Below are 23,025 nucleotides of genomic sequence, written 5' to 3' on the forward strand. Positions count from 1 at the left end.
CTGAATACGATTCAAATTCAATAATGCTTGCTCAATTTCTCCCATACTTTTACCTTCTGATCGAAGTCTATCTATCAGTTCACTCGCTGGTTCACACTTTCCTCTCAAATCATGTTGAGCTTGTAATAAATGTTTCCTAATGCCTTGCATAGCACTCCACCCTCTTTTTTAAAAATTACCCATATATCTATTCTATTGTACTCTTTTTCCTTTCTTTTCAAAACAATCAAAATGTCACAAAAAACAAGCGTTTTCCGTAACATTCTATTTTAAAATGCAAATTATTTAGTATATTTTCACTATACATCTTCATTTCTTGAAGGTATATACCGATCCCAAATACCTATCCACTTTTAAAAAAAAGAGATACTACTACCCGCATCGGTTTCAGTTTAGGGAGGGTTTTTATAAAAATTCATAAAATTATACATTTCTAAATGTAACTAAATTAGCATTACTTTTTACATGAGAATTACATATACATTATTAACTAATAAAATATAATGGCTTTGTAAATAAAAATACAACCTTTTAAAAGGTTGTATTTTTATTTATTGGAATGTTTGATTCATCTCAACTTTTAAATGATACATTGATTTAATCTATCGTTTTATATATCTATTATTCTTAATACATACTGAGATACCTTTATGAAGTTGTCAAAATAAAAGAATATTATACATATAAAAGCGTCATCAATAAGGAAGTTGTTTTTAATTGACGAATTGTCAATACAAATGCGACAGTTTCTCATGAAATAGCTCGAATGAAGTTTTCCAACCTAAACATTTTCGTGGTCGATGATTAATGAGGCAGAGTGCCTCATCAATCTCTTCATCACTGACTCGTGCTAAGTCTGTCTTCTTCGGGAAAAATTCTCGAAGAAGACCATTGGCATTTTCATTACTGCCTCTTTGCCAAGACGAATAGGCATCTGCGAAGTAAACAGGAACCTTTAAATCAGCTTCTACTTTGGAATAACAAGCAAACTCTTTTCCTCGATCAACGGTATAAGTTTTAAAGGTATCTTTAGGAAAATGTTCATATAACTCACTAATTGATCGGTACATTTCTAAAGCCGAGCGATTGTCTATTTTTACAGCCACATAAAAGCGTGTTTGACGTTCAACAAAGGTGGCTAAACAACCTTTACTTTTCCCACGACTTGAAACAACGGTATCCAACTCCCAGTGCCCAAACGTTTCACGGTTTTTGACTTCTTTAGGACGTTGATGAATCGAGGTTCCAATGTTAAATCGTCCGCGTGTTTCTCGAGGTTTTCGGCGTTTTCCTTTTTGTCTTAGACAGTTTAAATCTCCCAATAAAATCGTTCCATCATAAATCCAACGATAAATGGTTTTAAAGGAAATAACACCCTTTAAAACGGTATTAGAAATTTGTTCAGGTGACCAGGTTATTTTTAAATAATGTTGGATGGTTTGAATGACTTCTTCAGATTTCGTCTCTGGACGATGACAACATAAGCGACGTTTCCAAGCTAATTCATCTACTAACTCAGCCTGATACGTCTGTTGAGTATTTCGTTTCAGTTCACGAGCAATCGTTGAATGATGACGATTTAATTGCACCGCAATTTGTCTCGCTGAATAACCCATTTTTGAAAGCACTTCTATACGTGTACGCTCAAATGTGTTAAGATGGTTATAACTCATAAATAGATCTCCTTGTTAAGAATTGGGTGTGGTAACTTCATTCTATAACAAAGATTCTATTTATGAGCTTTTTTTTTATGTGTCGCACTTAATATTACAATCTGTCAAAAATAAAAACACCATGACTGGTCAAATTAAACCAATCACGGTGTTTTTATTTTATCCTTTAGAACAATCCGATAGCTGCTCCTAAAAGTCCTATAACCACAAGAACAGCAATGTTTACAAGCGGTGAAGCTCCTTTTTTAACTAAGCCATATAGACCAAAAGTTAAGCCTAATGGAAGCAAACAAGGCATAATTCCATCAAGAATTTCTTGAACGACAATAACTGATTCCCCATTTGGAATTTCAGCCGTAATTGGAACTCCTACATAAGATGCAATTAAAGCCCCTACGACAATTACCCCAAGAATGGTTGCAGAACGAGTAAATTCTTTCGCATATTTTGTGACAGTTTTTACTCCTTCAAGTCCTACTTTATAAGACCAATGCATTAATCCAAAACGTAGTGCAAATTGGACAACGTTAAATAGAATTAAGAAGATAATAGGTCCCATAATGCTTCCTGATAAAGACAGGTTAGCCCCGATCCCAGCAGCGATTGGAAGTAAGGTGAACCAGAAGATGGCATCTCCAATTCCTCCAAGAGGTCCCATGGCAGCTACACGCATTGCACGAATGGTTTGAATATCTGCTTTTTTCTGTTCGAATGAAAGCACGATTCCCATGACGAAGGTAATTAAGAATGGATGAGTATTGAAAAACTCAAGATTGTGTTTCATTGAAGCTGATAAATCATCTTTGTTTGTATGAATTTTTTTAAGTCCTGGCAAGATACTGTATAACCATCCACCAGCTTGCATACGTTCATAGTTAAATGAAGCTTGTAAGAATAAAGAACGCCAGACCATTTTATTTAAGTCTTTATTACTTAATTGTGGCGCCTCTTTTCGATCGACATAAGTTAATCCATTAGATGCCATCACTGCTCACCACCCTTTGAGATTTATTTTTAGTGCTCATTTGGAAGTCATAAACAGCAACAATAACACCTAAAATTGCAACTGCTAATAGTGGTAATTGTAAGTAAGCTACTAGGATGAATCCTAAGAAGACGAACATTAAGTACTCTTTGCTTAACATTACGCGAAGTAGAATTGCGAATCCAAGAGCAGGCATCATTTTACCAGCAGCAGATAATCCAGTCCATACCCAATCAGGTAATAAGGTTGTTAATTGTTCACCGACTGCACTACCGAATGCCATACCAGCTAATACGATCAGGGCAAATAATAACGCCAAAGCTCCCATCGCTAAGTAGTTGATACGATCAATTCCTTTTGTATCTGCATTTTCAGCACATTGGTCCGCTTTATGCATTAATGGTGACATAGCTGTAAAGAGAATCGTTACAGCATATTGTCCGAGTAATGCAAACGGAATCGCAAGTGGTAATGCTGCATCTACATCTAATCCTAAACTGATACCAAACACCGTTGCCATAACTCCCCCGATAACAGCATTAGGTGGTTGTGCCCCTCCGACTGGCATGGCACCAATCATCATTAATTCGTATGAAGCCCCAATTGCAAGTCCTGTTGTCAAATCACCCATAATTAACCCGATAACTGGTCCAACTACGATTGGGCGATACAATGACTCAAGGAAGTTGAACTGGTCGATCGCAGCTACCATCGTAACAATTACGATAAGTAACATTTGAAACGCATTAAGTTCCATTTCCTTTCCCCCTAACTAAACTAATTAAATAGTTTGTTTATATCATCAGCAGATTCACTAGGAACTCTGCGGATTTCAAGTTCAACTCCAAGCTCTTTTAATTCTTTAAAGGCTTGGATATCCGATTCATCCACGCAAACAGCTTTGGTTACTTGGTGTTTACCTTCTGCCATATGCATGTTTCCGATGTTCACCTTCTTAATTGGAACTCCTCCTTTTACAAGTCGTAAAACATCTTGAGGTGTTTCACAAATTAAGAAGATAAGTTGTGAGTCACTTGCTTTATGAATGACATTGATTGTTTTATCAATGGTGAAATAGCGTGTTTGGGCAAATGATGGTGCAGCCATATCCATCAAACTTTGTCTAAATTCATCATGTGCTACTTCATCGTTTGCCACTAACAATAAGTTAGCTCCTACGATTTTTGACCATTGTGTTGCAACTTGTCCATGAATTAAACGGTTATCAATTCGTGTTAATAAAATGTTTGGCATTACTAATTCCCCCTATTTTTATAACGCTTACATAAAAAATATATTCTTATTATTACAGATTATTCCTTTTTAAGGTCAGATTGTTAAATTCCATCTTGCTCACTCTCAAGATTATCTGATGCAGTTTTGACTTTATTAATCATCTCGAATCGAACACAAGATTCATGACTTTTATTGACTAATGATTGTGCTAACTCTTCAATTGACATCGTATCTTTTAAAAATAAGGCCTCCATTAAAGATCCAGTTGTAATCCCACATACAACCTCGATTCCTGGTTGCTGTTGGCTAAGGCCTGCTGCACATCGAAAGGGTGTTCCTCCAAGCAAGTCACAAATAAACACATAATTTGCCCCTACTGTTTCATCTAAAATCTGTTTAAACTTCGCTTTTAACGTTTCCTCAGTATCATCAATGAGGAAATCGACCGCATATAAATCTTCATTTTCTCCTGCAATGAAGGTTAAGTTACTTCGTATTCCCTTGGCATATTCCCCATGCCCTGTTAGTATCATCACATTTTTCACTTTCTCTTCCTCCTCTTCGTCGCTACACCCTTAGTTTACGATATCGCTTACACAATCTCAATATAATTAGGTGCCTTACGATAATTCGTCTATATTGAAGTCAAAAAAATCCAAATAGACGTTTTCTAATAATGAAGTTCCTCTCTTTTTACTAGGACTACCTTAAAGCCTATGCAATAAATGTCATAAAATATATGCCATCCTGGCATTTGATAAACGTTTTATTTGTACAAATAGAGAAAAAAAGAAAGCTTTCGCTTTCCTTTTTGTCTGTATTTTATGACATCTCTTAGCCTTTCAAAAATGAAACTGACGCTTGATTGTGATTATGATAGCACCTTGTATAAAAACAAAACACCCAAGCCATCATAAAGATAATATAATCTGGGAGGATGAAATTCGATGAAAAAACTAGCTATCTTACTGATGATTTTCGTATTAACCGGTTGCTATTCGTCTAAGTGGGAACACACACTCATGGTCGAAGGTCATTTATATGTCACAACCGAAGAAGTTGTCATGTTGAATATCGAATTGATTCGTCTTAAAAAGAGCGAACGATACGCAGAAATAACCTCGACCGTGACCTCAACTTCTACTCCCACTCAAAACGGTGAAGCAAACTTTGGAACCGTTGGCACACCGTATCTAAAATTTGATGATGATTATGTTTACGTCCGCCTAAATCATGAATGGATTCTCTTTAAAAAGATGGCAAAAGATTTACAATAATCGTTTCAAACGATATTCAAGCGCTTCTTCTTTATACCATTTTTCTTTAGTTAAGATTGTAAATCCCATCTTCTCATAAAATCGCCTAGCACGATGATTATCTTTAAAAACCCAGAGGATGACTTCATGATAGCCGGCATCCTTTAATCGATTGAAAACCCAGTTCATTAACGTTATGGCACTACCATTTCCATAATATTTTACATCAAAATAAACGGCATAAATTTCAGCACAAGTTTTGGTAATATCTTCATCACGAGCAGTTCCAAATCCAATAAATCCTTCAATTTCAGTTTCATTCTCAATAACAATGATTTCATGAGGTTTTGCTATGAGACGTTCTCTGACATTTTTTGTTGCTTTTTCAACATCTAAAATGGCAAGTTCTTCATCCGATACAATGCCTTTATATGCCGTTCTCCATCCATTAATATTAATGGTGGCAATGCGTTTTGCATCTTTTAAATTAGCATAACGAATCATCAAAACTCCCCCTTTTACTGTAACTTTTATCAATCTAAAAAAGAAACTGATCTTATTGATCAGTTTCTTTTTTAGCGACGATTAAAAATCGATGACGTGTTATGTCAACGTAACCCTTTTCGTGTATTAGTCGATGAATAATTTCTAATCGATCATAATATTTCTCTACGCTAAAGTTAGGGACTTGTTGATTAATGACTTTTAAGTAATACACAATGGCACCAATATCATAAAAACGTGTTAAACTGATATCATCTTTTGCGACTTCAATGTGAAATCCAGCTTCTCTTAACTCATTAACGGCTGTACGTAAGCTCCAATTTGAAAATTCGCAAGGCTCAGCGTTTAACCAAAGATTAAGTTCACAATCATTTAATCCCCCAACTTGTTGGGTAATAAACACACCACCATCGTTTAAGAGGCGTGCGACTTCACAAGCATCAAAGGGTTCATGACGGTTGATCACAATATCAAATTGATTTGATTCAAGTGGTAAAATCTGATTACTATTTGCGTGAACAACCGATACTCCAAGAGGCTCAAGACATGTTTTCGCTACTGAAATATTGGGTTCATATCCTTCTGTTGCCACTGTTTTAGCTGGAAGTGGAGCAAGGGATGATAAAAATTCGCCACCACCTGTTCCCATATCTAACACCGAATGAGCCTCTTTAAAATAATCTTTAATAATCGTTGGTAAATGCCACTTCAGTGGAAACTCAACCATACGTCCTGAACGTTCTAAATAATCAAAGTTCCACCCTGTTAACGGCTGATTTTCTTCTTGTACTAAATAATCGTATAACCCTTTATTCATTTTTCTCATCCCCTTAATTAAGCACTCATTTCGTTGTATTTCCCCTACAACGTTACTATTAATGTCTTCCAAAATCACCTAAACAAGTTAAATTTTTTAACAGCTCCAAATCCTTAACTTGCAAAGAAGTATGGCAAATCATTTGCTTTTACTGTTTCCTAGTCTCCTACGGTATCCCCTATATAAATAGGTACTTATAAGTGATGATATTTCCTGATTAATTTAATATTCTCTGATTTATCAAACTTCAGACCTGGCATTTGAACCTGTTTCACTTAAAGGTTAAAGCGTCCCATCTAAATCAAAAATAATTGAATCATCATCTCACCCCGTATTAATTCATATTATACACCTAGGACACAAAAAAGACACGCTTTTTATGGCGAAAATTGTAAAAAGCGTGTGATTTATTTTATGATAGCGGAATCACCAGTTTTTGTGAGTGTTCCCATTGACTAGGAGAATAGATTAAGGATAATTGAGTATCAAAGTCATCTACTTCAAAGATTAAAAGTCCCTCTATTGATGATTCCATTGCCAAGGATCCACTTTTAAATTCATGATCATTGTCAATGAGCGTTAAACTAGGAAGTATCAATTCACCCTTATCCGTTAATAATTTAAAATCATAGGCACTATAGTTTTTATCTGTCTCACTTCTATTTTCAAGTTGTACATCGATGATAATAAATGATTTTCCATCTTTCGCTTTGCTATAAGTTGTTTCATTGACTTTATCATATGAAAAAACAGTTAGAATCATGTTTTCTAGTTCAATAGGAACGAGTCGTTCTCCGAACAACCAATTCTCATTAAATGACAACGAAGGGGTTAAGGTATTTTTGACTTCATGTTCTAATTCTAAATTAACACTGAGCGTTTCTTTTGAAAATAGCGTTGGAAGTGTATAATAAAGCATCAAATTTGTAGCGTTTTTAGGAATTTCAAACATTAAACTTCCCTCAATGACCCCACCACTAACGATTTCAGTCATTTTTAATAAATTTTCCGTTTCAATTAAAGACGTCATGGGTTTAAGCTTTTGATTGTATTGATCACTTAGTTCAAAATGATACGGGAAAAAAATAAGCGTATCGTCAGTCTTATTTTTTAACATTAAGTCTACTTTTACATACTCGTATCCTTTTTTTGGCGTACTCAACTCTGTTTTATTTAGGCGTTCTACCTTTGTGACCTGTAAGTCAATCGATTCATTTGTGACCATATCTCCAATTCCCATGACTTTCGGCTGACTGACGACCTGTAATGCCTCAATTTCTAAATCAAAGGTAATGGATGCTAACGCATTGGTTGCTACTGGTCGGTACTCGAATGAATATCCCTCATCTAGCGGATAGGTATAAATCAACGTTCCACTCACTTCATCGCCCGGTGCTAATTCCCCGGCCTTTAAGGTGGTCTCATCATCGACGTTTGGAACCAAACTTCCCCCTGTATTTGTTTTTAGAATAAATTGATAAGGATTATATGCTAACACCTCATCAGAATGGTTTTGAAGAACGATGTTAATTGATAAAATTTCTTCTGTTTGATTGACACTATTCAGTTCAAGCGTCGTCTCATGCAACGTTCCCACTTCACCTATTTGATAAATCACTTTTTCTAATGGCTTCGAGCTTTGTGAGCGAGTACTGCTAGCTGCTTCAGTGACGCTAATCATTGGATTTTCATTTAATGCGTATAAAAAAGAACATCCTATGATTACCCCACTGAAGGTAATAAGAATATTTTTACGATTTTTCAGGTGTGGAATTCCCCACTTAATTACAATATCTGGACTGAAGATTCCCGTCATTAAACAGATAAAAGCTAATAATAAAAACATTGAGGTGATATTTGGCATTGCTGTTCCCCCCATTTTGCCGAAATACTTTAATCTTCTTCATTATACCTTACACCTTCGAGTTTACTAAATAAGAATCAATTGTGATATAAAGATCAGGATAAGAATTCCTTGCTAATTATCTCGTAAAATCTCTTTCGCCGTATTGTTTTGTCACCAATTTGACGATACTGTCAAAAATTCTAAGATTGGTAATTATTTTATTTTTTCCATTATATGTTATACTTGTCTGAGATGAGAGGAAATGGAGCGTTTAAAATGATCAATAAAATCATTCATTGTGAATTGGCCTATAGCCGTTGTTTTTCAAAAGAAATCAAAACTGTTCATGGAATTCGATTTACTGATTCCGAACTACTCGATATGTATGATCATAATTATACGTATCTTCCAAAAATTTCAACAAATATCATAACTCAAGAAGTCTTAGATTGTTTTAAGACACAAGATTTTTGTAAACTCGTTTCATATGAACCTCCCATCGATTCTATCCCAAATGGTGAGATTAGCTTAATGGGGGTTTATCAATTCGATTGGACAGAAGTTTTAAATCTAAAAGACCGAGATGATTTGGTGATTGAGGTACTAAAACAGATCGATACTGTGGCAGATTTAATCGCATGTGATTTAGCTCATGATGAACAAACCTTAGGTTATGATTTTTGTGTCCGTCGTGCGACTCGACGCAAAAATGTATACTTATCAAACGACGGTGTGGATTGCTATATCGCTTATTATAAAGGTCATCCCATTGGAAAGTGTGACTTATTTATTCATGATGAAATAGCTAAAATCGAAGATTTTGGTGTAAATCCATGCTATCAACATCAAGGATTTGGAACGGCTATTTTAAAATCTATGATTGAAACAGCTATTCAACAAAATTGTCAGCTCATCTATTTAGTCACAGATGAAGAGGATACAGCAAAAGACATGTATCAAAAACTGGGCTTTCATAAAATTGCACAGCGAACAGACTATTTCTTTAAACGTCCATAACTTCTAATCCTCAAAAAAAATACGCTAATGATTAGTAATAGCGCGTTTTTTAATTTCTTTGAATCATTAATCGAATGAGAGGGAGTGAACTTGTTTTCTCTTCATCTAAAAAACAAACCAAACCTCTCCTACTTCCCCTATCACCCGATGTAAAAAGAGCCTTCTTTAGAAAGAGGCTCTTTTACTTTTTATTTTTTTAAGAGTAAATGGTAACATTCAGATCCGTTATTTTGCGTGAAAGTTGTCACCTTCTTATACGAGATCACACTAAAATTTTGAATCAGCTTTTTTGAAAGGAAGGTATTTGGCAATGTCATGTAACATTCGCCTCCTACTTTCAAAATACGATATACTTCCTTAAAGACTTGAATCATTTCATCCTGATTTAATTCATGTAAGCAATCGTATGCTAAAACACAATCAAAACTTTCATCTGATAAAGAAAGAGACGTTAATGGACCATGAACGTACTTCATTTCTAAACCTAACTCATTTACTTTTTCTAATAATTCACTCAAACTATCATTTTTAGATTGATATGCCGTCACTGTGTAGCCATCTTCTGCAAAGAATAAGGCGTGACGCCCCGTTGCACATCCTAAATCTAAAAAACGGTCTAACTTACGAAGTTCCCAACGTTTACGTAGATAATACGTTTCTTCTGCTGGATTTTTCCAAATTAAAGTTTCATCATTCTCCCATTTGACTTCCTTTATTTGATCCTCTTGTTTCATTATGTGTGCCTCCAATGCCCTATTCTAAATAATACATAAATACCCCTTTATGCAATTTATTAGAAATTATAACATATTTTGTTATTTATTTCATCTATAATAACACAGAAAGGACACGAAATGTCAAAAAATACAATAATTATTTGATTATTTTTTCAATAATCTGTTCAGTAAAGGAAGAAAGTGTTGCTTCTCCACCTACGTCTTTTGTTAAATATAGACCGTCCTCATAAACTGCCATCATTGCTTTTTCAATCTGATTGGCATAAGAACTTAAATTCAAATGGCGTAACATCAAAATACTAGATTGTAAAAGAGCCGTTGGGTTTGCTATATTTTGTCCTGCAATATCTGGTGCACTTCCATGAACAGCTTCAAAAATGGCTACTTCATCTCCTAAATTAGCTCCCGGTACTAATCCAAGTCCGCCAACCAAGCCGGCACATAAATCTGATAAAATATCGCCATATAAATTTCCCATTACTAAGACATCCGATTTTTGAGGATTCATCACTAAGTTCATACACATTGCATCCACAATTTGTTCATGATAATCAATTGATGGATAGTCCGCTTTAATCTTTCGAACACAGTCTAAAAATAATCCATCACTTAATTTCATAATGTTTGCTTTATGAACAGCTGTCACCAGCTTGCGATGTTGTTTAATCGCTAAATCAAAGGCTACTTTTGCAATTCGTTCACTAGCCTTTTTCGTGACAATCTTAATGCTTTCAGCTGCCACATCGCCGATTTGATGTTCAATGCCAGCATATAAATCTTCGGTGTTTTCTCGCACAACTACTAAATCAATATTTTCATACCGTGAAGTAATGCCTTTGATGGATTTAATTGGACGAATGTTGGCATATAAATTGAACGTTTGCCGAAGTGTAACATTGACACTGCGAAATCCAAATCCAATTGGAGTTGTAATCGGACCTTTTAACGCCACCTTATTTTTTTCAATGGAATCAATGACAGCACGTGGTAATGGTGTTTTTTCAACTTCCATCACATGAGCTCCAGCTTGAACAATCTCCCATTCAATTGGCACTTTAGCAGCTTCAAAAATTTTAACAACTGCCTCACTAATTTCAGGTCCAATTCCATCACCAGGAATTAACGTGACGACTCTCATTTTACTCTCCCCTTTCTTGCTTAATCAAATTAATGGCTCCACCCGCAAGAATCATTTTACGTTCTCTCTTTGATAATAAGAGTCTTGTTTTAATATAGCGGTTTTGCGTGACATTATAAACCATCACCAATGGTTGTGCCTGTGTCACCAGATGAGTTAAATCTTTTAATTCTAAAACGTCATTTTGATTCATCTGATCATAATCTTTATCTTCAACAAACTCAAGGGGCAAAATTCCCGAATTAATAAGATTTGATCGATGAATTCGGGCAAATGATTTCGCAATAACCCCTTTGATGCCTAAATACAAGGGAACGAGCGCAGCATGCTCTCTTGATGAGCCTTGTCCATAATTAAGCCCCGCGATAATAAATCCACCTTTTTCACTCATTGCTCGGGTTGCAAAGGTTTCATCAACGGTTTGAAAGCAGTACTGACTTAAATAGGGAATGTTTGACCGATACGGTAGCAGTTTAGCATTTGAGGGCATAATATGATCGGTTGTGATATGATCCCCTACTTTAATTAAAACTTTTTTAGTTAGATAAGCAGATAAAGGTTCATTCAAAGGAAATGGTTTAATATTCGGTCCTCTTTTGATGTCTCCTTGTTTGTTAGGTGAAATAATAGATAAATCATTGATTTCAAAAGAATCAGGCTGTGAAATACCTAGTTTTTCATTCATTGGATTGATTAGGACTCCGGCAAGAGCAGAATAGGCAGCTGTTTCAGGTGAACAAAGGTAGACATTAGCAGATAAGGTGCCACAACGTCCATAAAAATTACGGTTAAACGTTCTTAAACTGATTGCATTTGTTGCCGGTGATTGTCCCATTCCAATACACGGTCCACATCCAGACTCTAATAATCTAGCCCCACTTGCAAGGATATCAGCTAGTGCTCCATTTTTAGCAAGCATCGTCAATACTTGTTTTGACCCCGGTGAAATGACTAAACTGACATCAGGATGAACCGTCTTTCCTTTTAAGATGGTCGCGACTTTCATGAGATCTTGATAGGAACCATTTGTACAACTTCCAATTGCTACTTGATCTACTTTGATAGTCCCCACTTCTTCAACCGTGCGAACAGCATCTGGAGAATGAGGACAGGCAATAAGCGGTTTGAGTTCATCTAAGTTAATCTCATACACTTCATCATAATGAGCATCCTCGTCTGGTGATAATTCATGATAATCTTCAAGGCGATTTTGCGCTTTTAAAAATTCTTTCGTTGTTGCATCACTTGGAAAAATTGAGGTTGTAGCTCCAAGTTCTGCTCCCATATTGGTAATGGTTCCACGCTCGGGAATACTTAAGTTACAAACGCCACTTCCCGTGTATTCAAGGATTTTTCCAACGCCACCTTTAACTGTCAGTCGACGTAAAACTTCTAGTATGATATCCTTAGCACTGCATCCTGGCTGTAAGGTTCCACTTAACTTAATATTAACCATCTTTGGCATTTTAAAATAATAAGGAACACCTGCCATTGCTTTTGCAACATCTAATCCTCCCGCTCCAATGGCTAACATCCCAACGGCTCCACATGTTGGTGTATGAGAATCACTTCCAATTAAAGTTTGACCTGGAACTGAAAATCGTTCAAGATGTACTTGATGACAAATTCCATTTCCGGGTTTTGAAAAGTAAATGCCATATCGATTTGTTACGGTTTGCAAATATTTGTGATCGTCTGCATTTTCAAATCCAACTTGTAATAAATTATGATCGACATAAGCGACTGAACGCTTTGTTTTGACTTCATCGATGTTCATGGCTTCTAATTGTAAATAAGTCATGGTTCCAGTTGAGTCTTGTGTTAACGTTTGATCAATCTGAATGCCGATTTCTTCTTCTTTTTTCAATTTACCTGATACTAAATGGTTATGAATGATTTTTTGGCTCATGGTTAATCCCATAAATATTCCCCCACTTCATTTTTTAAAAAATGGATGTAATCATCGAGTTCTTGATCAGATATGATTCCGATTCGCCCCTGTTCAAACTCATGATCCACATATTCTTTTAATTGCGTTACGATTTTTGAACTTTTATTAACTTGCTGTTCTTTCGTTAATTGATAATAAGTGTTAATCCAATGAGCAATGCCTGCTAATCCAGAATGAGCAGAAATGGCAACGAGTGGTGGTCGATTTAAAAACTTGTTGGTGTCAAAAATGTTATAAATCTCTTCATCTTTTAGTAAACCATCTGCATGAATACCTGCTCGTGTTACATTGAAATTTTTTCCGACAAAAGGGGTGCTTGGACTAATCTTCAGTCCAATTTCATGTTCGTAATAAGAGGCAATCTCACTGATGACGGTCGGATCCATCCCATCTAGTGTGCCACGTAAGGAAGCATATTCAAAAACCATTGCTTCAAGTGGCGTGTTACCCGTTCGTTCTCCAATTCCAAGCATTGTACAGTTAACTCCTGATGCACCGTACAGCCAGGCATTTGATGAATTATTCACCGCTTTGTAAAAATCATTATGTCCATGCCACTCAATCCATTCGCTTGGAAAATGTGCATGGTGGTTTAATCCAAAGATAATTCCTTGAACAGAACGTGGAAGTGCTGCTCCTGGATAGGTCACACCATACCCCATGGTGTCACAAGCTCTTATTTTGATCGGTGTTTGACTTTCTTCACTTAATTGTCTTAAAGCCATTGCTAAAGGAACAACAAAACCATAAAAATCAGCTCGTGTAATATCTTCGAAATGACAACGAGGTATAATTCCTACGTCTAAAGCTTGTTTAACAATTCCTAAGTAGTGATCAAAGGCCTGCTTTCGTGTCATGTTTAATTTTTTAAAAATATGATAATCAGAACAAGAGAGTAATATTCCAGTTTCTTTTAGTCCTATTTCTCTAACGAGCTTAAAGTCGTCTTTATTCGCTCGAATCCAAGACGTGACTTCTGGAAATTCATAATCGAGCTCTAAACAACGATAAACGGCTTCACGATCCTTTTTAGAATATAAAAAGAATTCGCTTTGACGTACTTTTCCCTGTGGCCCACCTAGTCGATGAAGCATTTGATATAACGTTGTAATTTGATCAACGGTATACGGTGCTCTTGATTGCTGTCCGTCTCGAAATGATGTATCCGTTATAAAGATTTCATCTGGCATATGGATTGGTACGCGGGTATGATTAAACGTCACTTTAGGGATTTCTGAATAAGGATAAATATCTCGATACAAATTGGCATCTTTTATATCGTTTAAGACATAATTAAACTCAATGGCCTCCATTAAATTTGAACGCTTATTATATTCAATCAAGGCGCTCCCCTCCTTAATAATAATTACCAAATATAGGTATTTAGGCCTATTTTAACACGTTTTATCGCAAAGGGAAGAGCCTCGCATCGATAAATTAAAACAGGACAAATCTAGACTTCTCTTTTTAAAATGTAAGGGAATACATCATGAATTCTGATTGGAAATAGACTTTTTTGTGCGAAAAATGTAAAAAAACTATAGTTTTTCTGTTTACAATGTAAAAATCATATGTTAAATTAGATAACGTTCGCTAAAAAGTTGAACAATGGAGGAATTATATGAGATTACAACAAATGTTATTTGCGGCATTTGCCTCTAGCGTTTTATTGATTGGATGTTCTAAACCAGTCGATGCTTCGGCTTATGACCAAACAACAATCGTTGATCATGATCATGATATGAAATCAGATATTTCAATCCTTGTTGAAACAGAAATGATGATTTCAACTTTAAACAACGATTCAAATTTTAGCTTTCAAACTTTATATCATAAATCAAATGACGCTTCTTTATCGTTCTTAAACGAAATGAAGTCTCTTGATAATCTGTTGGAAAATCACTTAGGTTCTGATAGATTTAAAATTTGTTCATTAAATGGAAACTATTATCTTTCATGTGAAAAAGCAATTCAATTGTTTCATAAAGAAGAAGAAATCATGATTAATGGCGAATATATCAAATTAAATCGCTATCCTTAAATTCCTATGTTCCTGCCTTTTGACGGCAGTTTTTTTTATGTTCAAAATAAAAAGGTTGTGCTGTTACAACCTTTTTATGATGTATTTTTATTTGGAGAAGCTTATAAATGCAGTTATCTAAAAAAGGATATCTGGTCAAGATAAAAGCATGTAAAATCGGCTACGATGAGTCGCAGATTAAATCATCATTAAATACAGGGATGCATCAGACTAATGACCTTTGACAAGTTTTGAAAATTCATGCTTTTCTTGCTGTGACTGAAACAATTTAAACCAAGCGCATATTTCTAATGCAAAGTCCACAAATGCAATTCCTTGGGCTGTAATGACATGACGATCACGTACTAAGCGTTTTGAAACATAGTTTTCACGCGGAAAAGGATCGTCCATATTATAAAAAAGGGCTTCTTCTGCACTCCATTTACTGATTGGCGTGGTATAAGTCATGTAATCTAAAACCCCTGCTTTTGCAAGCATAACCGTTCCAGCGCTACAAATTCCAGCTAATAGCTTCCGTTCTTTATGAATACGTTGAATCAGTTCGACTAATTCTAAGCGAATATCGTTATTCCATCCCCCACATAAAATTAATCCTTCGACGTCTTCTTTTAAAACTTCTTTGACTGTATATTGTGGCTGATAATGAAGGCCTGATTGTCCCTCAACTGCATCGTCGGTATACGCAATTGTCATGATTTCTTTTCCTGCATCAGCGTGCAGAAGATGACTGATAAAGGTTACTTCATAATCTGCCATTCCTTCAAACATGAATATTAAAATCTTCCCCATTGAAATCCCCTTAACATTGTTAAATTTATCCTCTTTTTGAGGTCATTAATTTCATTGTAGAGTAAATGCCTTTTAAATGTCAACGTTTGATGGCCATCTCATCTCTTAAAAGACCTCAAGATTCGAGAATTATTCAATGTTTCGATAAAATTTGCTACTTATTTTCTTTGATTTATCAAAAAAAGTGATATCTTGAAGTTTCATCCCATTCATCAATCCAAGCCCCATCAAAAATGGTAGGCCCTAAAAGCTGTAACTAAATATGAAGTTGCCGATTGGTTGCTAGGGATTCATTTTTGAATGCCTAGCAGCCAATTTTTATTTAATTTCATGATTATATTTTTGTCATTATTTCTATTTATTGTCAATTTATCATCATATGTAACTCCATATTACTTTACAAGAGAAGTAGCTGTTAAGGTTCTTGATGTTTAATGTGAAGTCATGAAAAAAGCACCGTAAATATCCGATTTAAAATCGAACATTTACGGTGCATCTCGCCTATCATTCGTTTAGAAAAGATTATTTTTTACGACCTAATCCCATTTTATGTTCTGCTTTTTTCACTTTTTTAAACGCTAATTGGTTTGCTCTTTCGGCTCCACGATCCAATACTTCATCAATGATTGGAGAATTTAATAATTCTTTCATACGTTGTTGAATGGGTTCAAGTTCTGCAACTACGACCTCTGCTAAATCAGATTTAAATGTTCCATAACCTGCTCCATCATAGCGAGCGACTAATGAGTCAATACTTTCTCCTGTAATGGTTGAATAAATTTCTAATAAGTTTGAAATGCCTGGTTTGTTCTCGCGATCAAAGGCAATGATACCATCTGAATCTGTCATCGCTGATTTGATTTTTTTACGAATAACATTTGGTTCATCTGTCATTAAGATAAAGTTACGGGCGTTATCATCTGATTTACTCATTTTTTTGGTTGGCTCTTGTAAAGACATAATACGAGCACCTGTTTTAGCGATTAAAGGCTCAGGAATTTTAAACGTTTCTCCAAATCGATTATTAAAACGTTCTGCAAGATCTCTGGTTAATTCTAAATGTTGTTTTTGATCATCTCCAACAGGGACAAAATCTACATCATATAATAAAATATCAGCTGCCATTAAAACAGGATACATAAATAAGCCAACACCAATTCCTTGTCCTTTTGCACTTTGTTTTTGCGATTTATCTTTAAATTGTGTCATACGTTCAAGTTCACCCATTGACGTATTACAGGTTAACATCCATGCTAGTTGTGTATGGGCTGGAACTTCAGATTGCACAAAAATTGTTGCTTTTTCTGGGTCTAGGCCACACGCTAAATATAAGGCCGTTAATTCTTTAATCTTCTTACGTAATTCTAAGCGATCTTGAGGGACAGTAATCGCATGTTGATCCACGATAAAGAAAAAACACTCATGTTCATCTTGTAATTTAACAAAGTTTTTTAATGCCCCTAAATAGTTTCCGATTGTTAAAGTTCCAGATGGTTGAATTGCTGATAAAATTCTTGACATAATTTTCACTCCTTATTAATGGTAGAGAACAAAAAAAGTCCTCTACCTATGTACACATAGATAGAGGACGATATATTACCGCGGTGCCACCTCAATAGATAAACTTAATTTATCCACTTTAGTCTTGATAACGGAAGAATCCGAGTTCCCTACTTTCACATTCAGGTTCCACTCATGAGCCCATTCATTCGCTTGATTTATCGATTTCCACCAACCATCGACTCTCTGTAAAATCAGATGACGAACTACTATTTCTCAATCAAAGGTTTATTATATATTTTTATTGTATGACTTTACCATTCATCTTGTCAATTAAAAATCATGGTGTTCTTCAAATAAAGCACTTAATTCTTCTGTTGAAAGTTTACTAATAAACGTTTCCCCTTCTTTGACAATGGCTTCGGTTAAATCACGTTTTTGTTCCTGTAACACTTGAATTCGTTCTTCAATTGTATTTTTAACCATTAATTTAAAGACTTGAACTGTTTTATCTTGTCCTAAACGGTGAGCTCGGTCAGTTGCCTGATTTTGAGCACTCATGTTCCACCATGGGTCATAGTGAATCACAACATCTGCCCCTGTTAAATTAAGTCCTGTTCCACCTGCTTTTAATGAAATTAAGAAGACTTTCGTATCGTCTTGATTAAATTGCTCCGTTAAAGCTAAACGATCACTTGTTTTGGTTGCGCCTGTTAAGGTTAAAAATTTAATTTCTTTAGCTTTAAGCTCACGCCCTAAAATCTCTAACATCGAGGTAAATTGCGAGAAAATTAAAACCTTATGACCTGATGCAATACAATCTTGAACTAACTGCATACATAAATTTAGTTTCGCACTTTCACCACGATAATTTTCAAGATAAAGTGACGGATGACAGCAAAGTTGGCGTAAGCGCATTAATAAGGCTAAAATTTTAATTCGACTACGTTCTACCCCAACTTCTTCAATTTCATGATGCATTTCTTGTTTCATTTGAGATAGCATCGCATAGTACAAGTCACGCTGCGTTTTTCCCATTTCACAATACACGTTTGTTTCGATTTTATCTGGTAATTCTTTTAAGACATCTTTTTTCAAGCGACGAAGGATAAAAGGAGCCACTTGTTGGTGAATGCGAGTTAATAAATGTAAGTGATGATGTTTTACGATTGGGGCTTCATATTTTTTCTTAAACTGTGAATAAGATCCAAAGTATCCCGGAAGAATGAAGTCAAAAATTGACCATAAGTCTGCTAATGAATTCTCGATTGGCGTACCAGTTAAGGCAAAACGGACTTCACTTCGAATTCGTTTCACTGACTTAGCATTTTGAGTCGTATGATTTTTAATAAAATGAGCCTCATCTAAAATACAGAAGCGATATTGTTGTGTTTCATACACTTCAATATCTCGGCGAATTAAGTCGTAAGAGGTAATAACAACATCATAATCTGTTGAGGTATTAATTAAATCTTGTCTGACAGTTGGTTCTCCTGTCACAATTAATACGTTTAAACTTGGCGCAAATTTCTCAATTTCGCTTTTCCAGTTATAGATTAATGAACTAGGTGCCACAATGAGTGAGGGTTTTGTACTTTCTGATTGTTCAGATAAAAGAACTGAAATAATTTGCAAGGTTTTTCCAAGTCCCATATCATCGGCTAAAATTCCGCCCATTTGATATTTAGCTAAGGTTTTAATCCACCTAAACCCTGTTTTTTGATAACGACGAAGTGTTTTTTGCAAAGGTTCAGGCACGATAAAATCGGCATCTTCGACTAATTTAAATTCACGGACCATCGATTTAAAGGAAGCATCCCTCACGGCATGCAAAGTTTCGTGATGTTGAATGAGTTGATCTAAATAAAGCGCACGATATTTTGGGATCATCACTTCTGCCTGTCCAAATTCGTTATCTTTTAAGTTTAAATCGTCGACAAAGGAAGCCAACGTTTCAACGTAATCATTTTGTAAGTTAATAAATGATCCGTCTTTTAGTCGGAAATATTTTTTATTTAAGCGATAAGCCGCTAATATTTTTTTGTATTCCGATGCGTCAAATTCTAAATCTTCAAAATGAACATTTAACCACTCACTTTGCAAACGGATTCCAACAGATAAAGATTTGGGTTCTTTAATTTTAATCCCTTTAAATGTTTCTGAAGCATAGACCTCCCCTATTTGTCTAAGTTCATTAATCCCTTCTGTTAAAAACGTATACGTGGCTTCTTCATCTTTTAATAAATAGGTTCCCCCAGGTATTTTTTCAAAATGGAACGTTTCAAGCATTGCCAACACCTTGGCTTCTTTGACAACATCACGAAGAATTTGCTTACTTTCCTCCGTATTCGGTTGGTTGGCATCGATATGAATATCGCCATAGCGATACTGAACACGTAATCCAATATTTCCTTTAAACTCTGAATCTAAATAAAAACCAAAGGTTAGAGGATAGACTTTAAATTTTTGATAGAGTTCTTCAAGTGCAGTATCACGAATGTAAGGCTTAATTTTAGGTAAAACCAGTGATAAAAATTTCCCCATCGTTTCATTGGAAATTTTAAGTCCAAATGAAGTTGCTTCTGACATTTTTTCAAGTAAAGGAATAATATTTTGAACAAACTCTTCATGACAGCGATACATTTCTCGCTCTTGGAGTAAATAGGTATAATTTTGTCCTCGAATGATTAGATATTGACCTAAATTATGTCTTAAATAATAAGTACTGTCTTCTTCTTCAATTTGGAATTCAATTTCTGGTTCTTTCGAATGAAGGGTAATCGTTTCACAATTATAATACTCAATACTACAAGCAATTGTTTTACGTAAGTTTAAGTCATAAAACGTATCCAAACTAGACGGCGTTAAAAACAATTGACGTGCTTGTCCTGGTGATAAACCAAATTGTTTCAAATAGACGCGATCTTCTACAACACGATCCCAAATAAATTTCACTAAGGGACGTGACCGTTCATCAAAATGATTCATCGTATGTTTAAACTCTAACTCTTTTCCATAAGAGATAATACATTCACATTCTAAGTCAATAACAAATCGATATAAATCTCTGATGACATACGGTCTCGTAATCCCCATACTAACTTCTAAAGAAGGTTGATTACGACTATTAATCACTAGTTTAGGATACATCGTGACTTGTTGAGGATACATTTCATAATTCAGTTCACTTGTCAAATTTGTTTCATATGTATCTAAAACTTTAGAAATGAGATCATCATCCTCGCTTAACCCTGAATGAATCACTAATCTATTTTTAATTTGATCGTCATATAAACGCAATAAAAGAGCAATTACATGCTTACATGAACCAAACTTTGTATGAAACCCTCCGCAGTCACACATATGATGGGTGACTTTCCCCTGCTCATTAATATTCAAATGGACATGAAATAAATCTGGATCTTCTATAACTTCAGCAAAAACTTGATAATCATCTACCTTATCATAAATAATGTAGTATTTAATCGTTGCTCCAAAGTTATAAAAGGATTGTGCACGTGAAAAAACAGCTGGATTTGCAGCCATGCTTTTAATCATATTTAAATTTAAGTTCACGCCTATCACTCTCCTTACGACAACTTATCTCTTAATTTTACCATAAATTAGTCTAGAGATAAATGGAAGTTCACGATTAATTTAAAAGTCAAATCCTGTTTTATTAGTATAGACAAATTAAGTTACCTTTATCCGTTTGTTGATGATTTAAAAAATGCTGTAACTGTGTCAAAAGAGTCTCTTTTAAATAGATGATCTTTGCATTATTCATTTCATAATCCATGATATCTGAATAATTATTAATTAAGTTTTCACCGACATTTAAATAAGTATTCAGACGGTTATAATCATTTTTTTCTCTCATAGAAGGTAAGTTTTTTTTTGCGTCAGTTACTAAATTTTTAATGTTATTTACTTCCTCAAATGTAAATAACTCATCACAATAGCTTAACCATTGTGTCAAGCTAATCACAATGGGTTCTAATATTTCCGACTCAATCTTTAAGATTTCAATCATATTATGATTCTTCATGAGTCGAACTGATTTTAATAAAAAGATATAAAACTTCTCAATAACCTGAATAAACTCCATTTGATCAGGTAATTCATACCATTTTCCATACTTTATTCCTTCTAATTTTATTTGCTCTTTTTTGAATTGATGATCCTTATCAATCAATAACCTCATGCGTTTTTCTTTTAAATAATTGAAACTTAAATCATCTGAGATGAACAAAAATTGGACGGACCATCCCATTTCATAAACGGCACAGTAATGTAAAATAGGGTGGTCCCCATTTAATTTATATTCACATTCCGCATGAAAGACTTTTCCAAGCTGCTTTAACCAATTCGTGTCTTTTAGAAAATTATAGATATTAGGAGTGAAGATGACAAATTTATATTCTAACCGTTCCGTCGCAATCTCATGTCTCTCATATAAAATTAGGCATCTGATCAAGTCATCCATGATACAATACGTATAAATATCCCATAAATGATGATCTAGCATTAGACTCCCCCCTTCCTATATTAAATTTTATGTTGAATTAGCAATTATCATGTCAATCAAAAATTCTTATTTTTCCCGTTTGGCTGACTTTTTTGAGTGTTTATTTGAATCAGTTCTTCTCTTTTTTTTATTATTCTATTAATTAGAGAATTGTCTAATTTTCTAATTTTTAAATCTTATATCTGTTGAAAAGAAAAAAAGGCTAATGCCTTATTTACGATCGCGATAGCCTCTTAGTCTTGCAAAATACGTTTTATTTTGTTGTTCAGTTTCCCCTAACTTTAATTGGTATGTGTGATGAATCGAAGACTGGATAATTTTTTGTTGTGAAGAGGATGTGTGTACTTTCTGTTCTTTCATACTAACACCTCAGCTAATCTATAGTTCTATGATACTATATGCAAAGAACACCTATGTTGCAAGTCCTGTTCTTCATCTCTGTGTATCGAATTGACTCCGATCATCCGTTATCGAAACTCAAGCTCTAACCCTTTCGTAAAAAAATAAATTGGTTTCAAGTTTGAAAGTCTCCTACTCAGAATTCTAGCATTAAAAAAAGGAATGCCAATTCAATGAGGCATCCTCTTAGTGTCGGTTATATATAATAAAATGATAAATTCTTAGTCTTCTTGAATTTTAGAACCTTTTTCAGCAATATTCTCTGATTGATTCTCTTTTAGATTTCCTTTATTTTCAGCTTCTTTTTGAGTTTCAGGAACTCTTGATTCTGTTGTTCCTTTATTTTCAGTCTCTTGTCGAGCTTCAGGAGCTTTTGATTCTGTTGTTCCTTTATTTTCAGTCTCTTGTCGGGCTTCAGGAGCTTTTGATTCTGTTGTTCCTTTATTTTCAGTCTCTTGTCGAGCTTCAGGAGCTTTTGATTCTGTTGTTCCTTTATTTTCAGTTTCTTTTCGAGCTTCAGGAGCTTTTGATTCTGTTGTTCCTTTATTTTCAGTCTCTTGTCGAGCTTCAGGAGCTTTTGATTCTGTTGTTCCTTTATTTTCAGTCTC

General features: G+C 34.8%; 21 protein-coding genes and 1 other annotated feature. Of the genes, 3 read left to right on the forward strand and 18 right to left on the reverse strand.

Translation table 11 applies throughout. The features are described from left to right. Nucleotides 1-728: 728 nt before the first annotated feature. The 5 genes from J6D32_RS07945 to J6D32_RS07965 all read right to left on the reverse strand — a co-directional run bounded on the left by J6D32_RS07945 (nucleotide 729) and on the right by J6D32_RS07965 (nucleotide 4,439). Nucleotides 729-1,673 carry an IS30 family transposase gene (locus J6D32_RS07945; RefSeq protein ID WP_262951499.1) on the reverse strand — a complete coding sequence of 315 codons (945 nt, stop codon included), beginning with the start codon at nucleotides 1,671-1,673 and terminating at the stop codon, nucleotides 729-731. 166 nt (nucleotides 1,674-1,839) lie between these two features. Beyond that, nucleotides 1,840-2,658, reverse strand: coding sequence for a PTS system mannose/fructose/sorbose family transporter subunit IID (locus J6D32_RS07950; RefSeq protein ID WP_006785084.1), 819 nt, complete (start codon nucleotides 2,656-2,658; stop codon nucleotides 1,840-1,842). Continuing rightward, nucleotides 2,648-3,415, reverse strand: coding sequence for a PTS mannose/fructose/sorbose/N-acetylgalactosamine transporter subunit IIC (locus J6D32_RS07955; RefSeq protein WP_006785083.1), 768 nt, complete (start codon nucleotides 3,413-3,415; stop codon nucleotides 2,648-2,650). The genes J6D32_RS07950 and J6D32_RS07955 overlap by 11 nt, the downstream gene beginning before the upstream one ends. Nucleotides 3,416-3,435: 20 nt before the next feature. Beyond that, nucleotides 3,436-3,912, reverse strand: a complete 477-nt coding sequence (agaV, locus tag J6D32_RS07960; RefSeq protein ID WP_006785082.1) for a PTS N-acetylgalactosamine transporter subunit IIB — start codon at nucleotides 3,910-3,912, stop codon at nucleotides 3,436-3,438. An 83-nt stretch (nucleotides 3,913-3,995) separates the two neighbouring features. Next, entirely contained in the window at nucleotides 3,996-4,439 is a 444-nt protein-coding gene (locus J6D32_RS07965; protein ID WP_006785081.1) for a PTS sugar transporter subunit IIA, read from the reverse strand. A gap of 402 nt (nucleotides 4,440-4,841) precedes the next feature. On the opposite strand from J6D32_RS07965, the gene J6D32_RS07970 reads away from it, so the two are divergent. Next, a complete protein-coding gene (locus J6D32_RS07970; RefSeq protein WP_155062001.1) occupies nucleotides 4,842-5,171 on the forward strand; it encodes a hypothetical protein in 330 nt (109 codons plus the stop codon). Here J6D32_RS07970 and J6D32_RS07975 read toward each other — a convergent pair. From J6D32_RS07975 to J6D32_RS07985, 3 genes are all read right to left on the reverse strand, one after another. Continuing rightward, on the reverse strand, nucleotides 5,163-5,654 hold the full coding sequence (locus J6D32_RS07975; RefSeq protein ID WP_155062000.1) for a GNAT family N-acetyltransferase: 492 nt from the start codon (nucleotides 5,652-5,654) through the stop codon (nucleotides 5,163-5,165). The genes J6D32_RS07970 and J6D32_RS07975 overlap by 9 nt on opposite strands. Nucleotides 5,655-5,706: 52 nt before the next feature. Then, the gene (locus tag J6D32_RS07980) at nucleotides 5,707-6,471 is read right to left on the reverse strand and encodes a class I SAM-dependent methyltransferase (RefSeq protein WP_129821704.1); all 765 of its coding nucleotides are present in this window, start codon (nucleotides 6,469-6,471) and stop codon (nucleotides 5,707-5,709) included. Nucleotides 6,472-6,883: 412 nt separating this feature from the next. Further along, nucleotides 6,884-8,335: a DUF4352 domain-containing protein gene (locus J6D32_RS07985; RefSeq protein WP_155061998.1), complete on the reverse strand. Its 1,452-nt coding sequence runs from the start codon at nucleotides 8,333-8,335 to the stop codon at nucleotides 6,884-6,886. Between the two features lie 258 nt (nucleotides 8,336-8,593). On the opposite strand from J6D32_RS07985, the gene J6D32_RS07990 reads away from it, so the two are divergent. Then, the gene (locus J6D32_RS07990) at nucleotides 8,594-9,334 is read left to right on the forward strand and encodes a GNAT family N-acetyltransferase (RefSeq protein WP_009607502.1); all 741 of its coding nucleotides are present in this window, start codon (nucleotides 8,594-8,596) and stop codon (nucleotides 9,332-9,334) included. Between the two features lie 188 nt (nucleotides 9,335-9,522). On the opposite strand, the gene J6D32_RS07995 is transcribed toward J6D32_RS07990, so the two are convergent. The 4 genes from J6D32_RS07995 to J6D32_RS08010 all read right to left on the reverse strand — a co-directional run bounded on the left by J6D32_RS07995 (nucleotide 9,523) and on the right by J6D32_RS08010 (nucleotide 14,503). Further along, nucleotides 9,523-10,068, reverse strand: coding sequence for a class I SAM-dependent methyltransferase (locus tag J6D32_RS07995; RefSeq protein WP_006784865.1), 546 nt, complete (start codon nucleotides 10,066-10,068; stop codon nucleotides 9,523-9,525). Nucleotides 10,069-10,207: 139 nt separating this feature from the next. Continuing rightward, on the reverse strand, nucleotides 10,208-11,209 hold the full coding sequence (locus J6D32_RS08000) for an isocitrate dehydrogenase (NAD(+)) (RefSeq protein ID WP_006784864.1): 1,002 nt from the start codon (nucleotides 11,207-11,209) through the stop codon (nucleotides 10,208-10,210). 1 nt (nucleotide 11,210) lies between these two features. After that, on the reverse strand, nucleotides 11,211-13,130 hold the full coding sequence (locus J6D32_RS08005) for an aconitate hydratase (protein ID WP_006784863.1): 1,920 nt from the start codon (nucleotides 13,128-13,130) through the stop codon (nucleotides 11,211-11,213). Then, nucleotides 13,121-14,503, reverse strand: a complete 1,383-nt coding sequence (locus tag J6D32_RS08010; RefSeq protein WP_006784862.1) for a hydroxymethylglutaryl-CoA lyase-like TIM-barrel protein — start codon at nucleotides 14,501-14,503, stop codon at nucleotides 13,121-13,123. The genes J6D32_RS08005 and J6D32_RS08010 overlap by 10 nt, the downstream gene beginning before the upstream one ends. A 278-nt stretch (nucleotides 14,504-14,781) precedes the next feature. Here J6D32_RS08010 and J6D32_RS08015 point away from each other — a divergent pair, with 278 nt between their 5' ends. Beyond that, the gene (locus J6D32_RS08015) at nucleotides 14,782-15,201 is read left to right on the forward strand and encodes a hypothetical protein (RefSeq protein WP_006784861.1); all 420 of its coding nucleotides are present in this window, start codon (nucleotides 14,782-14,784) and stop codon (nucleotides 15,199-15,201) included. A 210-nt stretch (nucleotides 15,202-15,411) separates the two neighbouring features. Here the strand turns inward: J6D32_RS08015 and J6D32_RS08020 are convergent, their stop codons facing one another. The 6 genes from J6D32_RS08020 to J6D32_RS08045 form a co-directional block, all read right to left on the reverse strand. Continuing rightward, nucleotides 15,412-15,990 carry a DJ-1/PfpI family protein gene (locus J6D32_RS08020; protein WP_006784860.1) on the reverse strand — a complete coding sequence of 193 codons (579 nt, stop codon included), beginning with the start codon at nucleotides 15,988-15,990 and terminating at the stop codon, nucleotides 15,412-15,414. 522 nt (nucleotides 15,991-16,512) lie between these two features. Then, complete coding sequence (gene trpS, locus J6D32_RS08025) at nucleotides 16,513-17,511, reverse strand: tryptophan--tRNA ligase (RefSeq protein ID WP_006784859.1); 999 nt, start codon at nucleotides 17,509-17,511, stop codon at nucleotides 16,513-16,515. Between the two features lie 60 nt (nucleotides 17,512-17,571). Then, nucleotides 17,572-17,783 (reverse strand) — a binding site (T-box leader). A 40-nt stretch (nucleotides 17,784-17,823) separates the two neighbouring features. Next, nucleotides 17,824-21,066, reverse strand: coding sequence for a DEAD/DEAH box helicase (locus tag J6D32_RS08030; RefSeq protein ID WP_009606731.1), 3,243 nt, complete (start codon nucleotides 21,064-21,066; stop codon nucleotides 17,824-17,826). A 103-nt stretch (nucleotides 21,067-21,169) separates the two neighbouring features. After that, the gene (locus tag J6D32_RS08035; protein WP_155061997.1) at nucleotides 21,170-22,018 is read right to left on the reverse strand and encodes an aminoglycoside 6-adenylyltransferase; all 849 of its coding nucleotides are present in this window, start codon (nucleotides 22,016-22,018) and stop codon (nucleotides 21,170-21,172) included. Nucleotides 22,019-22,228: 210 nt separating this feature from the next. Then, nucleotides 22,229-22,378: a hypothetical protein gene (locus J6D32_RS08040; RefSeq protein ID WP_009606727.1), complete on the reverse strand. Its 150-nt coding sequence runs from the start codon at nucleotides 22,376-22,378 to the stop codon at nucleotides 22,229-22,231. A gap of 260 nt (nucleotides 22,379-22,638) precedes the next feature. Then, nucleotides 22,639-23,025 (reverse strand): hypothetical protein (locus J6D32_RS08045; protein WP_287467523.1); only part of this gene is annotated, 387 nt, incomplete at its 5' end.

It is taken from the genome of Turicibacter sp. (assembly GCF_017941855.1).
Lineage (GTDB): Bacteria > Bacillota_I > Bacilli_A > MOL361 > Turicibacteraceae > Turicibacter > Turicibacter sanguinis.

What these genes read in the sequence shown, in the direction of transcription:
- J6D32_RS07945 (WP_262951499.1), bottom strand. Translation starts at nt 1,673, where the DNA reads ATGAGTTATAACCATCTTAACACATTTGAGCGTACACGTATAGAAGTG.
- J6D32_RS07950 (WP_006785084.1), bottom strand. Translation starts at nt 2,658, where the DNA reads ATGGCATCTAATGGATTAACTTATGTCGATCGAAAAGAGGCGCCACAA.
- J6D32_RS07955 (WP_006785083.1), bottom strand. Translation starts at nt 3,415, where the DNA reads ATGGAACTTAATGCGTTTCAAATGTTACTTATCGTAATTGTTACGATG.
- agaV (WP_006785082.1), bottom strand. Translation starts at nt 3,912, where the DNA reads ATGCCAAACATTTTATTAACACGAATTGATAACCGTTTAATTCATGGA.
- J6D32_RS07970 (WP_155062001.1), top strand. Translation starts at nt 4,842, where the DNA reads ATGAAAAAACTAGCTATCTTACTGATGATTTTCGTATTAACCGGTTGC.
- J6D32_RS07975 (WP_155062000.1), bottom strand. Translation starts at nt 5,654, where the DNA reads ATGATTCGTTATGCTAATTTAAAAGATGCAAAACGCATTGCCACCATT.
- J6D32_RS07980 (WP_129821704.1), bottom strand. Translation starts at nt 6,471, where the DNA reads ATGAATAAAGGGTTATACGATTATTTAGTACAAGAAGAAAATCAGCCG.
- J6D32_RS07985 (WP_155061998.1), bottom strand. Translation starts at nt 8,335, where the DNA reads ATGCCAAATATCACCTCAATGTTTTTATTATTAGCTTTTATCTGTTTA.
- J6D32_RS07990 (WP_009607502.1), top strand. Translation starts at nt 8,594, where the DNA reads ATGATCAATAAAATCATTCATTGTGAATTGGCCTATAGCCGTTGTTTT.
- J6D32_RS07995 (WP_006784865.1), bottom strand. Translation starts at nt 10,068, where the DNA reads ATGAAACAAGAGGATCAAATAAAGGAAGTCAAATGGGAGAATGATGAA.
- J6D32_RS08000 (WP_006784864.1), bottom strand. Translation starts at nt 11,209, where the DNA reads ATGAGAGTCGTCACGTTAATTCCTGGTGATGGAATTGGACCTGAAATT.
- J6D32_RS08005 (WP_006784863.1), bottom strand. Translation starts at nt 13,130, where the DNA reads ATGGGATTAACCATGAGCCAAAAAATCATTCATAACCATTTAGTATCA.
- J6D32_RS08015 (WP_006784861.1), top strand. Translation starts at nt 14,782, where the DNA reads ATGAGATTACAACAAATGTTATTTGCGGCATTTGCCTCTAGCGTTTTA.
- J6D32_RS08020 (WP_006784860.1), bottom strand. Translation starts at nt 15,990, where the DNA reads ATGGGGAAGATTTTAATATTCATGTTTGAAGGAATGGCAGATTATGAA.
- trpS (WP_006784859.1), bottom strand. Translation starts at nt 17,511, where the DNA reads ATGTCAAGAATTTTATCAGCAATTCAACCATCTGGAACTTTAACAATC.
- J6D32_RS08035 (WP_155061997.1), bottom strand. Translation starts at nt 22,018, where the DNA reads ATGCTAGATCATCATTTATGGGATATTTATACGTATTGTATCATGGAT.
- J6D32_RS08040 (WP_009606727.1), bottom strand. Translation starts at nt 22,378, where the DNA reads ATGAAAGAACAGAAAGTACACACATCCTCTTCACAACAAAAAATTATC.